We start from the raw sequence: 17788 nt of genomic DNA, 5'->3' as shown, positions 1-17788 counted from the left end.
GTTGAAGTTATTCAATTTTCTTGCACCAGAAGGGGGCAATCGGCATGACTTTGGTGCAGCTTCGGCACTTCATTTCGCTGGCGCAGACCGGCTCGTTCAGCAAGTCGGCCGAGGCCATGCACCTCACGCAGCCGGCGCTCAGCCGCAGCATCCGCTCCATCGAGGACGAGCTGGGCCTGCCCCTGTTCGACCGCATCGGCCGGCGCAGCGAGCTCACGCCCTTTGGCCGCCAGGTGCTGCAGCGCGCCCAGCGCCTGGTGGACGACGCCGCCGAGCTGCATGCCCTGGGCCAGCGCATGCGCGAGGGCGAGGGCGGCGCCATCCGCATCGGCCTGGGCTCGGGCCCCGGCGCATTGCTGATGACGCCGCTGCTCATGCAGGTGGCCACGCGCCACCCGCAGCTCACGCTGGAGATCTCGCGCGGCAGCACCGACTGGCTGGTACAGGCGCTGCGCGACCGCCAGCTCGATGCGCTGGTCATCGACGCGCGCTCGCTGCAGCCCGCCACCGACCTGCGCACCGAGCTGGTCTGCGAGATCCGCGGCTCCTTCATGGTGCGGCGCGGCCACCCGCTGCTGCGCAAGCGCGGCGGCGTGCGCTTCGAGATGCTCAAGGACTACCCGATTGCCTCCACCCCGCTCAGCGACGAGGTCGCGCGCCGGCTCATGGAGACCTATGGGCCTCAGGCGCACCCCGCCGCCTGCGTGACCCTGCGCTGCGAGGAGATCCCGAGCCTGGTCGAGGTGGTGCGCAAGAGCGACGCCATCTTGCTGGCCGTGCGCGCCGCCGCGCCCGACCTGGTGGAGCTGCCCATGGTGCCCGGCGAGATCACCACCGCGCTGTTCGGCCTGGTCACCCTGGCCAGCCGCAGCGAGGCCCCGGCCATGCCCATCGTGCGCACGCTGGTGCAGGAGCTACTGAAAGACTAGCCGAAGCGCAAGGCCTGCCAATGCGCAGCCGCCCAGCAGCGGCAGCACCCCGAGCTTGAAGCGGAACAGCGCCACGGCCGCCAGCAGCGTGATGGCGACGGACGCCAGGTCCACCCCGCCCGCAAAGCCCTTGGGCCACCACACATGCCAGGCAAAGAACAGCGCCAGGTTCAGGATCACCCCCACCACGGCCGCGGTGATGGCCGTGAGCGGCGCGGTGAAGCGCAGCTGGTTGTGCGTGGTCTCGATCAGCGGCCCGCCGGCCAGGATGAACACGAACGAGGGCAAGAAGGTGAAGAAGGTCACCACCGACGCCGCCAGCGCCCCCGACCAGAACGCCGTGCCCGGCCCCAGCACCTCGTGCAGCCAGCCGCCGAGAAAACCCACGAAAGCCACCACCATGATCAGCGGGCCCGGTGTGGTTTCGCCCAGCGCCAGGCCGTCGATCATCTGCTGCGCGCTGAGCCATTGGTAGTGCTCCACCGCACCCTGGAACACATAGGGCAGCACCGCATAGGCCACGCCAAAGGTCAGAAGCGCTGCCTAGGTGAAGAACCAGCCCAGCTGCGCCAGCGTGCCCTGCCAGCCGTGCAGCGCCACCAGCACCCCCATGGCCGCCAGCCACAGGCCGCCGCCCACGGCCAGCACCTGCGCTAGCCGCGCACGGCTGAACACCGCATGGGCCGGCGTGGGCGTGTCATCGTCGATCAGCGCCGGCCCATAGCTGCGCTGGGCACTGCCATGCCCACCGGCCGCGAACAGCTGCGGCCAGCGCTGCCCGGCCACATGCCCGGCCAGCGCGGCCGCGAGCACGATGGCCGGAAAGGGCACGCTGAACGCCATGATCGCCACGAAGGCCGCCGCTGCAATGCCCCACAGCCAGCGGTTCTTGAGCGCGCGCGTGCCGATGCGGTGCGCCGCATGCAGCACCAGCGCCGTCACCGCCGGCTTGATGCCGTAGAAGACGCCCTCCACCACCGGCAGGTGCCCCCAGGCGATGTAGACCCACGACAGCAGCACCAGCAGCACCAGGGAAGGCAGCACGAACAGCGCGCCCGCCACAACGGCGCCGCGCGTGCGGTGCATCAGCCAGCCGATGTAGGTGGCCAGCTGCTGCGCCTCGGGGCCGGGCAGCACCATGCAGAAGTTGAGCGCGTGCAGAAATCGCTTCTCGCTGATCCAGCGGCGCCGCTCCACCAGCTCGGTGTGCATGATCGCAATCTGCCCGGCCGGCCCGCCAAAGCTGATGCAGCCGAGCTTGAGCCAGAACCAGAAGGCCTGGATGAAGGGCACGTCGGCAGGGCGTGCACCGGTGGCGGGGGCATCGGATGGGCCGGCCAGGGCCGCGGTGGGGTTCGTGCTGCGCGCCATCGTCGGATCGTGGTTCGTATCGGTCATGCCCGCACCGCCTCGGGTGTCCAGCCCTGGCGCTCCTGCACGCCTTGCACTTCCAGGCGGCACCAGGCGTACAGCGCGTCGTACACGGGCATTGCGGCCGACAGCATGGCCAGATCTCTGCCGGCGTGCAGCTGCGACAGGCCCAGCGACACGGCCAGCAGCCCCGCGGCCTGGGGTGCCTGCACTGCGTCGGTGTCCGCGGCGCGCACGATGCGGGCCAGCGCGGCCAAGGCCGGGTCGGCCTGCAGTTCGAAGGCGGCCAGCAGCGCATCGAAGCTGCACCACGGGCCATCATGTGTGATGGGTGCATTGGGTGCGTCAAAGGCCACGGCGCCCAGCCGCTGTGCCTCGGCCAGCACCTGGGCCGCTTCCACGTAAAAGAATTCCGCGCGCGGGTCGATGAAGCGGCGCACCAGCCAGGGGCAGGCCACGCGGTCGATCCGGGGCCGCGCGCGGGTGACCCAGCGCGACGCGGTGCTGCCGTCCACGCCCAGGTCGGTTCGCTTGCGCACGGCCAGGGGCCGCACGGCGCGCCAGCGGGCCAGGTCCTCGGGCGTGTCGGCGCCAGGCTCGCCGCCTTCGAACCCGCCGGCCAGGAAGCGCGCGTTCCAGCCCGCCTGGCGCAGCATGGCGGCCGCCTCCTGGCTCACGGCATGGCCGTAGACGCAGTAGGCAACGGCTTCGCAGGGCGGCGCGCTGGCGGCCAGACGGGCCAGGCCTTCGGGCGTGCAATGCTGCGCGCCGGCCAGCAGGTGCGTGCTCTCGGCGAAGCGGGGCGGGCGACGCACGTCCAGCAGCAACGGCGCACCGGGCGTACCGATGCGCGCAGCGAGGTCCTGGGGAAGAATGGAGAAAGAGGAGAAAGGGGCGTTGCCCATAGCGGTGTCCACGGATGATGACTCCGGCAAAGAGTGATCAGCACTTGGATGGGACACCATCTATCCGTGAGGATTCGGGAGGCTGGGTTCCCGATGCGAAGATCTTAGCAGGAGTTTGTGATACCGCGATGTCGTTGCGCGGTGGCTCTGGCACATGGCTAAGATGGCGGCCCTTTGCACCCCTGCACTTCATGCACATTGATCAAGCCACCGCCCAAGACCTGGATGTCGTCGTCTCCACCCTGCAAGAGGCGGCACAGTGGTTGCAGCGCGATGGCCGGCCGTTGTGGTCCCCGGCCGACTACAGCGCCGAGCGCATCGGGCGCGACATCGCCGCAGGAGGCTACTGGATTGCGCGCAGCGATCCCGCCCAGGGCGCTGCCATGGCGGGCGTCATGCGCCTGGACCTGGAAGACCCGCACTACTGGCCCGAGATCGCCCTGGGCAGTTCCGTCTACCTGCACAAGCTGGCAGTGCGCCGTGCCTGGGCGGGGCAGGGCGTGTCAACCGCCTTGCTGCGCTTTGCGCGCGAGCGCACACAGGCCCTGCAGCGGTCCTGGCTGCGCCTGGATTGCGTTGCGGACCGCCAGGGGCTGCGATCGCTGTACGAAGGCTTCGGGTTCGCGCTGCACAGCGAGGTCTCCAAAGGGAACTGGTCGCTGGCGCGGTACGAGCTGGCGGTAGGGTGAATGTGCTCAGGTCTGTCGAGCCAGGTATACGTCGCAGTAGTCACTGTGCTGGCTCACCGTTGGCATAGCTGTCCACTTGGTTCAGTGCCACTTCCGCATACAGCCGCCAGGGGCAGATGGATGAAAAGGACCGTAGAGTGGCAACGGCCTGGGGCAGATTCTGTTCTTTAACCAGATCATCTGCGCGTATCAAGGCCTCCATGAGCGAGCGGTTCCATGCGCGATCGTTTTGCCGCAAGCGCAGAACCGCATCCGCGAACTCCATGCCAGCGAGCCCAGGGGGCAGAGGGTGGTCGGGCAACTGGGCTGCCACAAACGCCTGTATGGCTGCAAGGTTGGTTTCGGTGGCCTGCGCCGCAAGCACTTTGCGATCCAGCGAGGCCAATTGGCGATACCACTCCCATTGAAGCTCGCGCGCTTTTTCAGAGTTCATGGCGTGCAATCCTGTGGCAAACATCCGCAGCGTACACCACCGTACGCGATGCGTGAGTTTCCGCAGCCAGTCGCTACACGGATCCCAACTCCCCAAGCACCATCCCATTCCACTCCCGCAGCGTCCGCTGCTTCTCCTCGGACGACAGCTCCTTGGCCTCCTCGCGCCGCAGCATCTGCTGGAGCAGCGGCAGCAGGTCGGTCTGCCTGGACTGCTGCTGCAGGGGCTCCTCCACCGTGTCCACCACCTTGTTGAACTCCACCATGATGGTGCGCAGCGACTGCGAAGCGGTCTGGCTGATCAGGGCGCGCACGGGCTTGTCCTTCTCGTAGGCCAGTTCCATGCGGGTGCTGCTGTGGTCCTCGACCTGGGTGTAGTAGTAGTTCTGGGTGGACGAATCGGAGCTGAGGTCGGGCTCGCGCTTGGTGCGCAGCGAACGGTGGTAGCCGGCGATCAGGTCGGAGGTCTGTGTCTGCGTGATGGCGCGGTTGGCGGCGGAGCCGCCCGAGATCTGGGTCGACTGGCCGACACGGTAGTCGAAGATGTCGATCTCATTGGTACGGCGTGGGTTGACGGCGCGGCGGTTGGTCACGATGGACGCGTTGAAGTCCGCCAGGCCCGTGAGCAGGCTGTGGTCCTCTTCGCTGAAGGCGTCGGCATCGCTGGTGATGTCGGCGGGCCGCACCCGGTCCAGGCCACTGGCGGCCTTGTCGGTGGCGCCATAGCCGCCATGCAGGGCCGCAAAGGATGACTTGAACAAATCCACCAGCTCCTGGTTGCCGTTGCCGCGCTCGGCCGCCTTGTCCACGCGGCTGAGGTACTGCTGCACGGCCTTTGCCTTCTGCTCGGCGCTGCCCCAGATGGCGCTCTGGCGCAGGTCGGTCTTCACGGTCGCCGTGCCCTTCAGGGTCTTGAGCTCGATCTCGCGGCTGTCGGCATTGGCCGTGTAGCGGGTGCCCAGCACCATGGCGCGCTCGCCCTTGTCGTTCAGTCCATAGACTTCGGCCTTGAGCTCCACCTTGGTCAGCAGCTTGCTGTCGGCCTTCATCAGGCCTTCGAGGTTGAGCAGCGGTGGATCGCGCGTCAGCCCCTCCAGGGCCTCGTCGAAGCCTTTTGCCAGAGACTGCAGGGCTTCCTTCTCCTGCGGCGTCAGGTCACCCTCGACCTCGATCTGCACCGCGATACCCGAGCCTGTGGAGGTGGGCGCCTTCTGGTCGTGGATGGACATGCGCACCGTGGCGCCCGACTGGGTCTTGATCGTCAGCTCGGTGCTCGCGCTGGGGCGGGCCTTGATGTCCCAGAGCGCCTCGGTCGCCTTGCCCTGGATGCGGTCGGGCGAGTAGGCCGCGCCGATGTTCACCACCGTCTGCTTGTAGCCCGTGCCCGTGCTGGCCACCTGCTCCAGCAGGGCCGAGCCCAGCCCGGCAAGGCGCGCCTGCTCGCTGGTGGCCCCCGCATTGCGGCCCAGCACCTGGTCCACGGCGGTCTTGGCGCCGGGCGGCTGTTCCCACACCTGCATCCGGCCCGAGCGCGGCTGCAACTGGGCCTGGGCCAGCGCCTCGTAGGTCAGGTCGGCCGAATCCAGGCCCGAAGGCATCTGGGTGATGTACAGGAAGCGCTTGTCGCCGGACGCGGCCGGAGGAATGGCCACGGGCGCCGAGGCCGAAAAGCTGGTTGCCGGGACCGTTTCGGCAGAGGACGCAGCTGCTTGCGCCAAGGCGGTGGCGGACGCGGGAGGCGCCTTGATCACAGCGTTCAGGGTGCCCACGGCAGCTGCCGGGGTGGAAAGGCTGACTGCACTCATTTCTGGTTGTGGCTTATTGATGCGGTTCCGGCTGATATCGGCAGTACTGAACAGAAATGAAGGGCCGTGTGCAATCGCACGATCCAGCCGCGGGCGTCACGGCCTGGCAATGAATGCCTGCTTGCCCTGCCGGTCAAAACCCGCAGACTCATAGAACCGCAGCGTGGCCTCGTCCTTGCGGCCTGTCATCAGCATCACCTTGTAGCAGCCCTGGGCCCAGGCAAAGGACAAGGCATCGTGCAGCACGGCTTTGGCGTACCCGTGTCCGCGATGTTCGGCATGGGTCACCACGTTCTCGATCAGCCCATAGGGCCGGCCGCCGCGCGTGAGGTTGGGCACGATGGTGATGGCGCAGCTGGAAACCAACTGGCCATCCACATAGGCGCCCAGGTACCGGTAGCGGTGGCTGGCCAGCAGTTCGTTCCATATAGCGTCCAACGCGCCACCATCGGGCGGCGATTCGTCGTCAGCATGCAGATGCGCATACAGCGCCAGCAAATGCGCAAGCTCGGACCGTGCGATGGGGCGTATCTCCATGCATGCATTCTGCATCCGCAGGTCACCCCACCCGCCGCCCGGCAAACCACTCCCCCAGAAAATCCGCCAGCGCCCGCGTCTTGGCCGACAGGTCGCTCTTGGTCGGATAGACCAGGGTCACGTCCGCTGCAGGCAGAGCCCAGCCCGGCAGCACGGGGCGAAGGCGGCCTGACTCCAGGTAGGCCGCCACATCCCAGTGCGAGCGCATCAGCACCCCATGCCCGTCCAGCGCCCAGGTGGTGGCGGCGGCACCGTCGTTGGTGCTGAGCATGCCGCGCACCTTCACCGTCTCCTGCCGCTCGCCCTGGTGCAGGTGCCAGGTGCCATAGGTCTCATCGCTCTCGCGGATCACGATGCACTGGTGGGCCAGCAAGTCGGCGGGCTGTGCAGGCTCACCCGCCTGGGCCAGGTAGGCGGGCGATGCGCACAGCACGCGCTGGTTGGCCATCAGCCGCCGGGCCGTGAGGCGCGAGTCGGGCAGGTCGCCAAAGCGCACGGCGGCGTCGAAGCCCTGCTCCACCAGGTTCACGGGGCGGTCGGTCAGGTGCAGCTGCACCTCCACCTCGGGGTAGGCGCGCGCAAAGGCCGAGAGGGCGGGGGCGATGTGCACCCGGCCAAAGCCCAGCGTGGCCGCCAGCTTGATCAGGCCGCGCGGCGAGCTGCGCGCGCCGGCCACGGTGCGCTCCAGCGCTTCCAGGTCGCCGAGGATGCGCGCGCCGTCCAGCAGGTAGGTCTCACCCTCGGGCGTGAGGTGGATGCGCCGCGTGGTGCGGTGCAGCAGTCGCACGCCCAGCCGGTGCTCCAGCTGGGCCAGGCGCCGGCTGACCGCAGGCGGGGTGATGCCCATCTGCTGTGCGGCCGCGGCCAGGCTGCCTTCCTTCATGAGCAGGGCAAAAAAGCGCAGATCGGAGAAGCCGTCCATGGAAGAGTTATTCGTGCGTTGAAATTATGAATGAAGTAATTTTGACGGTATTTATGGCTTTGAACATCACCCATAAGATCCCATCCACAACAAATACCGCTGGAGACAGACCCATGACGACGCTTTCCCTTCCCCGCCGCCGCCTGGCCACCGCCGCCGTGGCAACCGCCACACTGGCCTTGCTGGCGCCATCCCTCGCCACGGCCCAGGCCGCCTACCCCAACAAGGCCATCAAGCTCGTCGTGCCCTATGCCCCGGGCGGCAGCGCCGACATCGCGGCGCGCCTCATCACCGACGAATGGGGCAAGGCCCTGGGCGGCTCGCTGTTCATCGAGAACAAGGGCGGGGCAGGGGGCAACATCGGCGTGGACATGGTCGCCAAGGCCGCGCCCGATGGCTACACCATCGGCCTGCAGACCGTGTCGCTGGCCATCAACCCCGGGCTCACGGCCAGGATGCCCTACGACACCTTGAAGGACCTGGCACCCATCGGCATGGTGGCCAGCTCCCAGCACGTACTGGTGGTCAACAACACGCTGCCGGCCAAGAACCTCAAGGAACTCATCGCGCTGCTCAAGGCCAAGCCGGGCCAGTACTCCTACGGCTCGGCCGGTGCTGGCAGCACCTTCCACATGTCGGCCGAGCTGTTCAAGGCCGTGGCCGGCACGCCCATCGTGCATATCCCCTACCGCGGCGGCGGCCCGGCCATGATCGACACCATGTCGGGCCAGGTGGCACTGAGCTTTCCGGTGCTGTCGGCAGCGCAGCCGCATGTGCAGGCCGGCAAGCTGCGTGCGCTGGGCGTCACGGGCACCAGGCGCTCGCCCCTGATGCCCGATGTGCCCACCATTGCCGAGGCGGGCCTGCCCGGCTACGCTTTCGAAACCTGGTTCATCGTGTTCGCGCCGGCTGGCACGCCCAAGCCGGTCATCGACAAGCTCAACACCGCGCTGAACCAGGCACTCAACACCCCCGCGCTCAAGGAGCGCATGGCCAAGGACGGCTTCGATCCCCTCCCATCGACCCCCGAGCAGGCCCGTGCACGGCTTGAGAAGGAGATACCGCAGTGGGCCAGGCTCATCAAGGAGCGAGGCATCACGGCCGAATAGAACACGCCAACGACACCATGACCACGACGACCCCGCTCTTTCCCGGCTTCACCCCCTGCCGCGTGCCCACGCCCGACGGCCAGCACATCCATGCGCTGGTGGGAGGCGATGGCCCGCCTTTGCTGCTGCTGCACGGCCACCCGCAGACCTCGGCCATCTGGCACAAGGTAGCGCCCGTGCTGGCCCGGCATTTCACGCTGGTGCTGGCGGACCTGCGGGGCTATGGCGATTCCGCGAAACCTGCGGGCGATGCCGAGCATGCGCTCTACAGCAAGCGCACCATGGCCGCCGACATGCTGGCCGTGATGCAGCACCTGGGCCACCCACGCTTCACCGTGCTGGCCCACGACCGCGGCGCGCGCGTGGCGCACCGCCTGGCGGCCGACCACCCGGCGGCCGTGCAGCGCATGGTGCTGCTGGACATCGCGCCCACCCTGGCCATGTACGAGCAGACCAGCAACGCCTTTGCGCGTGCCTACTGGCACTGGTTCTTTCTGATCCAGCCTGCGCCGCTGCCCGAGCGCCTGATCGAAGCCGACCCCGCCGCCTACGTGCGCGACGTGATGGGCCGGCGCAGCGCGGGCCTGGCCCCGTTCGACCCGCGCGCCCTGGCCGAGTACGTGCGCTGCCTGGCCTTGCCCGGCACGGCCCACGGCATCTGCGAGGACTACCGCGCCGCCGCCGGCATCGACCTGGTGCACGACCGTGCCGACCGCGAGGCAGGCCGCCAATTGCCCATGCCGCTCCTGGCCCTGTGGGGCGAGCAGGGCGTGGTGCACCAGTGTTTCAAGCCCCTGGCCGAATGGCAGCGCGTGGCCACCGACGTGCGCGGCCATGCGCTGCCCTGCGGCCACTACATCGCCGAGGAGGCGCCCGAGGCGCTGCTCGATGCGGCGCTGCCCTTCCTGCTGGCCGGCCGATGAACAGAACAACGGATACAACCCCACGATCACCATGACCACCCCCACGACGCTCTACCAGAAGCTGGTGGCATCGCACACCGTAGCCGTTCTGGACGAACAGAACGTGCTGCTGTTCTGCGACCTGCACCTGATGAACGAATACACCAGCCCCCAGGCCTTCGCCGGCCTGCACGAGGCCGGGCGCGGCGTGCCCGTGCCGGGGCAAAACGTGGCGGTGGTGAGCCATATCATCCCCACGCACCCGGTGCGCTGGCGCACCATCCAGGACCCGCCTTCGGCCCTGCAGGCCAGCAACCTCAAGGCCAACTGCGAGCGCCACCAGATCCCGCTGTTCGACACCAACGACCCGTTGCAGGGCATCGAGCACGTGATCGCGCCCGAGCATGGCATGGTGCGCCCGGGCATGGTCATCATCTGCGGCGACCGCCACACCACCACCTACGGGGCGCTGGGGGCCCTGGGCTTCGGCATCGGCACGTCCGAGGTGGAGCATGTGCTGGCCACCCAGACCCTGGTCTACCGCCTGGCCAAGGACATGCGCATCCGCGTGGACGGCACGCTGCCCACGGGCACCACGGCCAAGGACCTGATCCTCCTGGTCATCAGCCGCATCGGCGCCCAAGGCGCGCGCGGCTTTGTGGTGGAGTTCTGCGGCAGCGCCATCGAGGCCCTGTCGGTGGAGGCGCGCTTCACGCTGTGCAACATGGCCGTGGAAGCGGGCGCGCGCGGCGTGCTGATCGCGCCCGATGCCACGGCCATCGACTATGTGCTGGCCAAGGCGCCCGACATCACCGGCGAGGTCCGTACGCAGGCCCTGGCCCACTGGGCCACGCTGCACAGCGACGCGGGCGCCGTGTTCGATGTGGAGCATGGGTTCGACGCCAGCGAGGTGGCCCCCTTCGTCACCTGGGGCACCAGCCCTGACCAGGCCATGGCCATCGACGCCACCGTGCCCCGGCCCGAGGACATCGCCGACGCCGTGCAGCGCAGCAGCGCCGAGCAGGCCCTGCGCTACACCGCGCTGGCGGCGGGCCAGCCGCTGGCGGGTGTGCCGGTGCAGCATGTGTTCATCGGCTCATGCACCAACGCCCGCATCGAAGACCTGCGCGAGGTGGATCGCATTGTCGGCAGCCGCCACGTGGCCAGCGGCGTGGGCGCCATGGTGGTGCCCGGCTCGGGCGCCGTGAAGGCCCAGGCCGAGGCCGAGGGCATCGCCGCGCGCCTGGTGGCCGCGGGCTTCGAATGGCGCCAGCCCGGCTGCTCGATGTGCCTGGCCATGAACGACGACGTGCTGGCCCCCGGCCAGCGCTGCGCCTCCACCACCAACCGCAATTTCGAGGGCCGCCAGGGCCGTGGCGCCATCACCCACCTGATGAGCCCGGCCATGGCCGCAGCCGCCGCCGTCACCGGCCGCATCACCGATGTCAGGACGCTGGAGCCCGCATGACCACCACAACCCATGCCATCGTGCGCGGCCAGGCGGCACTGCTCGATATCGCCAACCTCGACACCGACCAGATCATGCCCAAGCAGTTCCTGCGCGGCATCGACAAATCGGGCCTGGCACCCGGCCTGCTGTACGACCTGCGCTTCGACGGTGCGGGCCAGCCGCGGCCGGATTTCATGCTCAACCAGCCGGCCTTTGCCGGCACCAACGTGCTGCTGGCCGGCAGCAACTACGGCTGCGGCTCCAGCCGCGAGCATGCTGTTTGGGGCATGCAGCAGTACGGCTTCAGGGCCGTGGTGGCATCGAGCTTCGGCGAGATCTTCTACTCCAATGCCATGAACAACCGCCTGCTGCTGGCCATGGTCAGCGAGGCCGACGCCCGGGCCTTCATGCAGGAAGCTCGTTCCACCAGTGGCCCGCTGGCCATCGAGATCGACGTGGAGCAGCGCCAGGTGCGCACGGCGGGGCACAGCGCACCGTTCACCATCTCCGAGCGGCACCGGCGCATGTTCCTCGACGGGCTGGACGTGATCGGCGCCTCGCTGACCTACCGCGAGCAGATCGACGCCTTTGCTGAGCTGCACTGGGCAGCGCAGCCGTGGGTGCGGGACGTAGCTCGGTTGACACGCGAGCGGCTCGTGGCTTAGCCGGTCTGCGAATGTGGAGCCTCTGCCAAGCAGGTAGAACTGGCAATGTCATCGCAGGCGTGGGCGCTGCCGTTGCCCGGACGTGCGGCGGGAAAGGGCGCCTGTATTCGGGAGCTGCTTCTGTCATATACATGGCGCTGCGCGCCACCCGCGGCGTATGAAACTGGCGCGGCCCAAACCAGTGCCACCGCGCAAGGGCCGCCCCGCCGCGCTGGGGCCGTCCCCCTACCGACTCGCGCAGCGAGTCGAGAGAGGGGTGAAGGCGCGAAGCGACTCAGGGGGTGTCTCAATTAGATCCCAAACACCTTGAGCACCGAATCCCCAAACCCCTCCAGCCACCGCCCCGGGCCACCCGGGTGCTTGCGCGGGTGGGGCAGTTCCTCATAGACATAGAAGCCAGGCCCGCCCGCGAAGGAGTCGTTGAGCAAGGCCTGCTTGCCGCGCAGGTAGGCGATGAAGGTCTCGCACCGGCGTGTGGAATAGCCCAGGTTGGCATTGAAGCCAATGGTTGCCGCCTGGCTGATGGCGCGGCCGGCATCGGCCGGCTCCACGCGCACGCCCCGGCAGCCCTGCACGACGAGCCGCGCCGGCCCGTGGAAGGCCAGGTAGCGCAGCTGCAGTGTGAGCCAGGCATGCAGGCTGCCCAGGCGCCAGTGCGAGCTGATGCGCACCGGCACGCCGCGCGGCTGCAGCACGCCCACCAGGTTGTGCGGCTGCATCACCAGGGCCGCGCCGGCCGGCAGCACCAGCACGCCGACTTCGCTGTGCGCGTCCTGCGTGGCCGATATCACGTAGGTCGCAGGGGCACCATCGCTGCGGATGCGGGTGAGCGCCACCATGCCCGATGCCAGGCTGGTCAGCGGGTAGCGCGGGTTCAGCAGCCAGCAGGTGTCGGTGCGCCCCGCGGTGGCAGCGCTCTGCAGAAAGTCCGGCTGCACCAGCAGCTCGTGCCCGGCATCCACCACCACCTCGCGCGATACCGCGGCATGGCCCGACTCCAGCGCCACTTCGCCCAGGGTGCCCGGCAGCAGTTGCACCGGCGGGCGCCGCGCGGCCAGCGGCGCCAGCACGAAGTAGAACAGCAGCTTGATGGCAAGCGGCGTGAGCATGGCGCCCAGCAGGATCAGCAGGGCCGTGGGCATGACCTCCAGCACCGGCCCCGACAGCCGGGCGAACCAGTTGCCCTCGCGCAGCGCCTGCAGCTCGGCCTGCCGCGCGCGCAGCGGTGCCAGCACGGCCTGCACCTCCACCAGATCCGGTGAAAACGCCGCCAATGGCGGCAGCGGCGGCGCGGCCTGCTGCACCAGTCCCAGCTGACGCTGGTAGTCGGCCTGGGCGCGCCGGTTGTCCTCCAGCAGCCGGGCCTGCAGCGCGCGCAACTCGGTGCACTGCCGGTATTCGGCCGTGCCCAGGCCCAGCCGGCAGGCCAGGGGTTGGCCTTGCTCCAGCGCCTCGCGCTCGCGCCGGGCCGCCTGCCACTGGGTGTACAGGCCCTCGTGCACCAGGCGCAGGCGCTCCAGCTCGGCCCGGCGTGCCTGGCCTGACTGGGTGGCCAGCAGGCGCAGCCGCAGCGCCTGCAGGTGCTTGCGCTCGGCCTGCAGCAGATGGATCTGGGCGTCCAGCCGCATGCCTGCCAGCTGGTGGTCCAGGATGGGCTGGCCGCGCAGCACGGGGCCGAGGGCGCTGGCCCGCTGGCGCTCGATCTGCAGGCGCCGCGTCTCCTGGTCCAGCGCCTCGATGCGCGCGCCCAGGGCATCGAGCGACGCAGCCGCAAGGCCGGCCACGCGGCCGCGGCTGGCGGCGGCCAGTGCATCCACCTCGTGCGCGATGCGCTGGTCGGCCGCGGCCAGCTGCGCCAGCTCGGCCCGGGACGCCTGGTGCGCCTGCCACTCGGCCCAGCCCCAGCGGCCCAGCAGCAGCACCGCGCAGATCAGCGCGAAGGACAGCAGGTGGCGCAGCACAAAGCGGGCGATCGCCGCGGCAAGGGAGGTCAAGAAGCGGGGCCTTTCAGGGCGCAGGGGCCGAAGCCGCCACAATAGCATCTGCGCCTGCCCCACACTGTGGGACCGCGCCGGGTTGCGCTGCACTGCATTGCCCGTGCCATCCCGGCATGCCATAGTAGTATCCGCTGGGCCGTGCGGGTGGGGCCGCGGCGGCGGGCCCGATCACAAGAACACTAGGGAGTTGCATTGCGGCGTATCCAGACACGGCTGGCAGTGCTGTACGGCGTCGGCCTGCTGGCGGTGCTGCTGCCCATCATCGCAGCCGTGCTGCTGGCCGAGCGCCGCAGCTTCGAGCAGCAGCGCGACCGCGCGAGCCGCCTGGCCAGCGAGATCCTGTACCGCTCGCACAAGGTCACCGACCAGATGGCGGCGGTGTTCCGGGAGCTGAACGCGGTCCAGGGTATCGACCCCTGCGACGACGCCAACCTCGACCGCATGCGCAAGCTGGTGGTGCAGTACAACCTGCTGATCGACATCGGTTACGTCGCGGGAGGGCAGTTGCGCTGCTCCTCCTTCGGGCACAGCGGCTACCCTGTGGGGGCGCCGAGCTACCGCAGCGCCCTGGGCTACGACGTGCGCACACGCTTCGAGCACCCGTTGCTCACCGGCTCCCAGCTGGTGATGACCACCAATCCCAGGACGGGCTACTCCGTCCTGGTGCACAAGGATTCCGCGCTCGACGTGGCACCCGCCGAGGACCGGCTGTCCTACGGTGTCATCGGCGTGAAAAGCCGCACTGCCGTGGCCCACCACGGGGTCTTTGATCCCGTCTGGCTGGACAGGCTGGGCGATGCCCCCGAGACCAGCATCTTTGACGGGGAGCGCATCATCGGCTGGAAGCGCTCCGAACGCTACGACCTGGCCGCCTACGTGGCCATTCCGCGCACCGAGATCGAACACGACTCCAGCCGGGCCCTGCTGGTGCTGCTGCCCGTGGGCATTGGCGCCGGGCTGTTGCTGGCGCTGGTGGTGGCGCAGTTGGTGCGGTTGCAGCGCACGCTGTCCACGGCGTTGCGCGACGCGCTCAAGAACGACGAGCTGTTCCTGGTCTACCAGCCCATCGTGGACCTGGCCAGCGACCGCTGGGTGGGCGCCGAGGCATTGCTGCGCTGGCGCAGCGCCAGCGGTACCCTGGTCAGCCCCGACGTCTTCATCCCCGAGGCCGAGCGCAGCCAACTGATAGAGCGCGTAACGGCGCGCGTGGTGCAGTTGCTGGTGCAGGACGCGGCCGAGTTGCTGCGCGAGCGGCCGAACTTCCACATCGCCATCAACCTCTCGGCCCAGGACTTCGGCAACCCGGCGCTGCCCGACCATCTGCGCAGCGCCTGCGCGCAGATGCGGGTGCCCCCGGCCAGCCTGCACATCGAGGCCACGGAGCGCGTGTTCCTCGACCTGGGCCAGGCCCGCAAAACGGTGGCCGCCCTGCGCGCGCAGGGGCATGTGGTGTCCATCGACGACTTCGGCACAGGCTACTCCAGCCTGTCCTACCTGACCGAGTTCGAGCTCGACTGTCTGAAGATCGACAAGTGCTTTGTCAGCACCATCGGCACGCAGGCCGTGACGCGCAACGTCATCGGGCACATCATCGAGATGGCCAAATCGCTGCAGCTGCGCATGATCGCCGAGGGCGTGGAAACCCAGGAGCAGGCCGACTACCTGCGCGCGCACGGGGTGGAGTCCGCACAGGGCTGGCTGTTCGCCCGGCCCATGGACATGCAGCAACTGGCGCAGTCCCTGCGCAGCCAGCAGGCCGGCGCGGGTGGCGCGGGTGGCGCGGCAGGGTAGCCCAGGCTGCGGTTGACGCGGCGTCAAGCAGCCCCCGCGCCCGATGGACAAGGCTGCGGGGCCGCACGGTGCGGGGCGGGGCAAGAATCAAGGCCATTGCAACCCGCACCGGCCCACCCCCCATGTCCCAGAACGCCCACACCCTGCACCTGTTCTTCGAAGACCCGATCCGGCTCAAGTACGCCCAGCTGGTGTACCAGTACATCGCCGAAGGCAACACCGCCGAGGCCGAGCGCTGGGCCGGCAAGCTGGGCGCCGCCCTGGCGGACCTGTGGAATGCCGAGTGGTTCAACCAGCAGGTCACGGCCGCGCCCGGCTACCTGCAGCTCAACTTCGATACCGGCACCAGCGACCCGCTGCCGCTGTCGCCCCTGGGCGCGCTGTTCGGCCACGGCCTGCAGGCCGCGGTGCTCGACGTGTTCTACGACCAGGTGGGCGAAACCCAGCGCATGTACTTCGACAAGGGCCAGTGGGTGCCGCGCCAGTACTTCCTGGCGCTGTACCCACACCTGCAGTCCATCGTCGAGCCTGCGCACGACCCGGACGACGGCGACGAGCCCGGCGAACGCGCCGCGGCCGATGCCCACGACCCGCCCAAGCCCCAGTCCGTGGGCCGCCTGATCAAGGACGAGGCCAAAAAGCGCAAGGAAGCCCAGGAGGCCGCCGAGGCCTTCGTGGAGATCGCCAAGGCCATGGGCAAGAACGGCGTCAAGAACACCATGGACGGCGTCATCGGCGTGGTGCTGCTGGGTTCGGCGCTCAAGGGCCTGCTGCACGCGGCGGTCTTCACCGTGGTCACCGTGCTGCTGTTCAAGGGCCTGTGGCTGTGGCTGGGCCTGGGCCTGGTGCTGGCCGTGGCGCTGCCGCTGTACTACGCGGCGCGCACGCACCGCGAAATCAAGGGCGATGGCGACGATGAAGACGAAGGCGATGACAACGGCCCCGCGGGTGGCGAGCCGGCCCATGCAACCCGCTGATAGCAGACGACAGGAAACGACGACATGCTGACACAGATCGAATGGTGGGGCGGGGTGATCTTCGTGCTGGGCGCGCTGGCCTACCGGCTGGTGCTGGGCGCGCTCGAACCGGGCGAGGCCTCCGGCTGGTACCGCTGGCTGATGCGCCTGTTCTTCGTGCTGCCGGGCGCCTTGCTGGCCGGGTATTTCTATCCGCTGGAACGCACCGGGCTGCAGTACGCCTACCTGGCCGGGCTGGCACTGGCGCTGCTGGCCGTGGCCTGGGTGCTGGTGCAGGAAGTCACGGGCGACGCCGAACCGGACGAGGACGAGAACAAGGGAGCCAAGGCCGGGAGGGAGGGAGAAGAAGGGGAAGGGGAAAAGCAGAAAAAGCAGGGGGAGGCCGATGAGGACGGCGAGCCTGGCTGGCTGATGAGCATCGTGGGCGTGGCCCTGCTGTACAGCCCGGTGCTGGCCGCATGCGGCCTGGCCTGCCACAAGGCATGGCCCATGCTGCAAAGGTTGGCGTGACGGCCGCCGCTGTCCCGCTGACCATTGCGGGGTGCGGCGGCCGCTCGATGCCCCCGCTTTTTGGCCGCCGAGGGGGCCGGCGCAGGAGACAATGCCTCCTGGAGGCCACGGCCTCTTTTTGCTGTCCTGCGTCCACTTTCCTACCGGCTTGCCGCCTTCCATCCATGGCCCACGATTCGTTCCCGGAGCTTCTGTCCCTCTACATGCGCCGCATCCGCGCCAGCGCCTCGGGGGTGGCCACCGAGATCGGCCTGAGCCGCGAAGCCGTGAACAACTGGCGCAACGGCATGTCGGCGCCCAATGCCCGCTCACGCGAGAAACTGGTGGCCTGCACGCGCTACCTGCGCCTGACCGAGGCCGAGGCCAACCGCCTGCTCAGCGCGGCCGGCTTTGAGCCCGAGTTCCCGCTGCAGGCCGAGGTGGAGCTGCTGCCCGCGGCCGCGCCCGGCGTTGCCGCACCGGCGCAGGCCGACCAGCCCTTTGCCGCCTTCCAGGCGCGGTTGTTCGCCCAGCTCGCCCAAGCCATGCCGTACCCCATTTCCATGCTGCTGTCGCCCGCGCACTGGGGGCAGCCGCCGTTCCGGCCCGAGCTGCTGCAGCGCGCGCGCCAGCACTACGGCGCCGCCTCGGTGCTGCACATCCAGCCGCCTTACAGCGTGAGCACGGCGCCCACCGAGTACTTTGCCGCCATCGGCCGCCAGTGCGGGCTGGGTGAGGTGCAGTCGGACTACGAATTCGAATCCGCGCTGGAGCGGCGGCTGCTGGCCGGCGAGCGCCTGTTCTGCCTGGTCAGCCGC

15 protein-coding genes and 2 pseudogenes are annotated in these 17788 nt (G+C 68.9%); 10 read left to right on the top strand and 7 right to left on the bottom strand.

Annotation, left to right across the window (positions count from 1 at the left end; translation table 11 throughout):
• The first annotated feature begins 44 nt into the window (after positions 1 to 44).
• Positions 45 to 929, top strand: a complete 885-nt coding sequence (locus tag ACK59X_RS11185) for a LysR substrate-binding domain-containing protein (protein WP_409957390.1) — start codon at positions 45 to 47, stop codon at positions 927 to 929.
• Here the strand turns inward: ACK59X_RS11185 and chrA are convergent.
• A pseudogene (gene chrA, locus ACK59X_RS11180) lies at positions 915 to 2300 on the bottom strand (chromate efflux transporter). The gene ACK59X_RS11185 and the pseudogene chrA overlap by 15 nt on opposite strands.
• A 23-nt stretch (positions 2301 to 2323) precedes the next feature.
• Entirely contained in the window at positions 2324 to 3205 is an 882-nt protein-coding gene (locus ACK59X_RS11175) for a chromate resistance protein ChrB domain-containing protein (RefSeq protein WP_409957389.1), read from the bottom strand.
• A gap of 191 nt (positions 3206 to 3396) precedes the next feature.
• Between ACK59X_RS11175 and ACK59X_RS11170 the strand changes: the two genes are divergently transcribed.
• Positions 3397 to 3894: a GNAT family N-acetyltransferase gene (locus ACK59X_RS11170; protein WP_409957387.1), complete on the top strand. Its 498-nt coding sequence runs from the start codon at positions 3397 to 3399 to the stop codon at positions 3892 to 3894.
• A gap of 40 nt (positions 3895 to 3934) precedes the next feature.
• On the opposite strand, the gene ACK59X_RS11165 is transcribed toward ACK59X_RS11170, so the two are convergent.
• From ACK59X_RS11165 to ACK59X_RS11150, 4 genes are all read right to left on the bottom strand, one after another.
• Complete coding sequence (locus ACK59X_RS11165) at positions 3935 to 4327, bottom strand: hypothetical protein (RefSeq protein ID WP_409957385.1); 393 nt, start codon at positions 4325 to 4327, stop codon at positions 3935 to 3937.
• A 73-nt stretch (positions 4328 to 4400) separates the two neighbouring features.
• Entirely contained in the window at positions 4401 to 6131 is a 1731-nt protein-coding gene (locus ACK59X_RS11160; RefSeq protein ID WP_409957384.1) for a hypothetical protein, read from the bottom strand.
• Positions 6132 to 6227: 96 nt separating this feature from the next.
• Positions 6228 to 6668, bottom strand: coding sequence for a GNAT family N-acetyltransferase (locus tag ACK59X_RS11155; RefSeq protein WP_409957382.1), 441 nt, complete (start codon positions 6666 to 6668; stop codon positions 6228 to 6230).
• Positions 6669 to 6690: 22 nt separating this feature from the next.
• On the bottom strand, positions 6691 to 7590 hold the full coding sequence (locus ACK59X_RS11150) for a LysR family transcriptional regulator (protein ID WP_409957380.1): 900 nt from the start codon (positions 7588 to 7590) through the stop codon (positions 6691 to 6693).
• Positions 7591 to 7703: 113 nt separating this feature from the next.
• Here ACK59X_RS11150 and ACK59X_RS11145 point away from each other — a divergent pair, with 113 nt between their 5' ends.
• From ACK59X_RS11145 to leuD, 4 genes are read left to right on the top strand one after another with little or no spacing between them, the layout of a single operon-like run.
• Positions 7704 to 8699 carry a tripartite tricarboxylate transporter substrate binding protein gene (locus ACK59X_RS11145; protein ID WP_409957378.1) on the top strand — a complete coding sequence of 332 codons (996 nt, stop codon included), beginning with the start codon at positions 7704 to 7706 and terminating at the stop codon, positions 8697 to 8699.
• A gap of 17 nt (positions 8700 to 8716) precedes the next feature.
• Positions 8717 to 9622, top strand: a complete 906-nt coding sequence (locus tag ACK59X_RS11140; protein ID WP_409957376.1) for an alpha/beta fold hydrolase — start codon at positions 8717 to 8719, stop codon at positions 9620 to 9622.
• Between the two features lie 31 nt (positions 9623 to 9653).
• A complete protein-coding gene (gene leuC / locus ACK59X_RS11135) occupies positions 9654 to 11069 on the top strand; it encodes a 3-isopropylmalate dehydratase large subunit (RefSeq protein WP_409957374.1) in 1416 nt (471 codons plus the stop codon).
• Positions 11066 to 11716 (top strand): 3-isopropylmalate dehydratase small subunit, encoded by a 651-nt coding sequence (leuD, locus tag ACK59X_RS11130; RefSeq protein WP_409957372.1) that lies wholly within the window; start codon positions 11066 to 11068, stop codon positions 11714 to 11716. The genes leuC and leuD overlap by 4 nt, the downstream gene beginning before the upstream one ends.
• A 290-nt stretch (positions 11717 to 12006) precedes the next feature.
• Here the strand turns inward: leuD and ACK59X_RS11125 are convergent, their stop codons facing one another.
• Entirely contained in the window at positions 12007 to 13710 is a 1704-nt protein-coding gene (locus ACK59X_RS11125; RefSeq protein WP_409957370.1) for a hypothetical protein, read from the bottom strand.
• Positions 13711 to 13905: 195 nt separating this feature from the next.
• Between ACK59X_RS11125 and ACK59X_RS11120 the strand changes: the two genes are divergently transcribed.
• The 4 genes and pseudogenes from ACK59X_RS11120 to ACK59X_RS11105 form a co-directional block, all read left to right on the top strand.
• Entirely contained in the window at positions 13906 to 15504 is a 1599-nt protein-coding gene (locus tag ACK59X_RS11120; RefSeq protein ID WP_409957369.1) for an EAL domain-containing protein, read from the top strand.
• Between the two features lie 122 nt (positions 15505 to 15626).
• Positions 15627 to 16481 carry a hypothetical protein gene (locus ACK59X_RS11115; RefSeq protein ID WP_409957367.1) on the top strand — a complete coding sequence of 285 codons (855 nt, stop codon included), beginning with the start codon at positions 15627 to 15629 and terminating at the stop codon, positions 16479 to 16481.
• A gap of 24 nt (positions 16482 to 16505) precedes the next feature.
• Positions 16506 to 16991 (top strand): hypothetical protein, encoded by a 486-nt coding sequence (locus ACK59X_RS11110; RefSeq protein ID WP_409957365.1) that lies wholly within the window; start codon positions 16506 to 16508, stop codon positions 16989 to 16991.
• Positions 16992 to 17155: 164 nt separating this feature from the next.
• Positions 17156 to 17788, top strand: a pseudogene (locus ACK59X_RS11105) (hypothetical protein); the annotation flags it as partial.

The sequence above is a fragment of the Acidovorax sp. genome (genome assembly GCF_046339755.1).
GTDB lineage: Bacteria > Pseudomonadota > Gammaproteobacteria > Burkholderiales > Burkholderiaceae_C > Acidovorax.
Note: the sequence above shows the minus strand (reverse complement) of the source record. Positions and strands in the feature narration are given on the sequence as shown.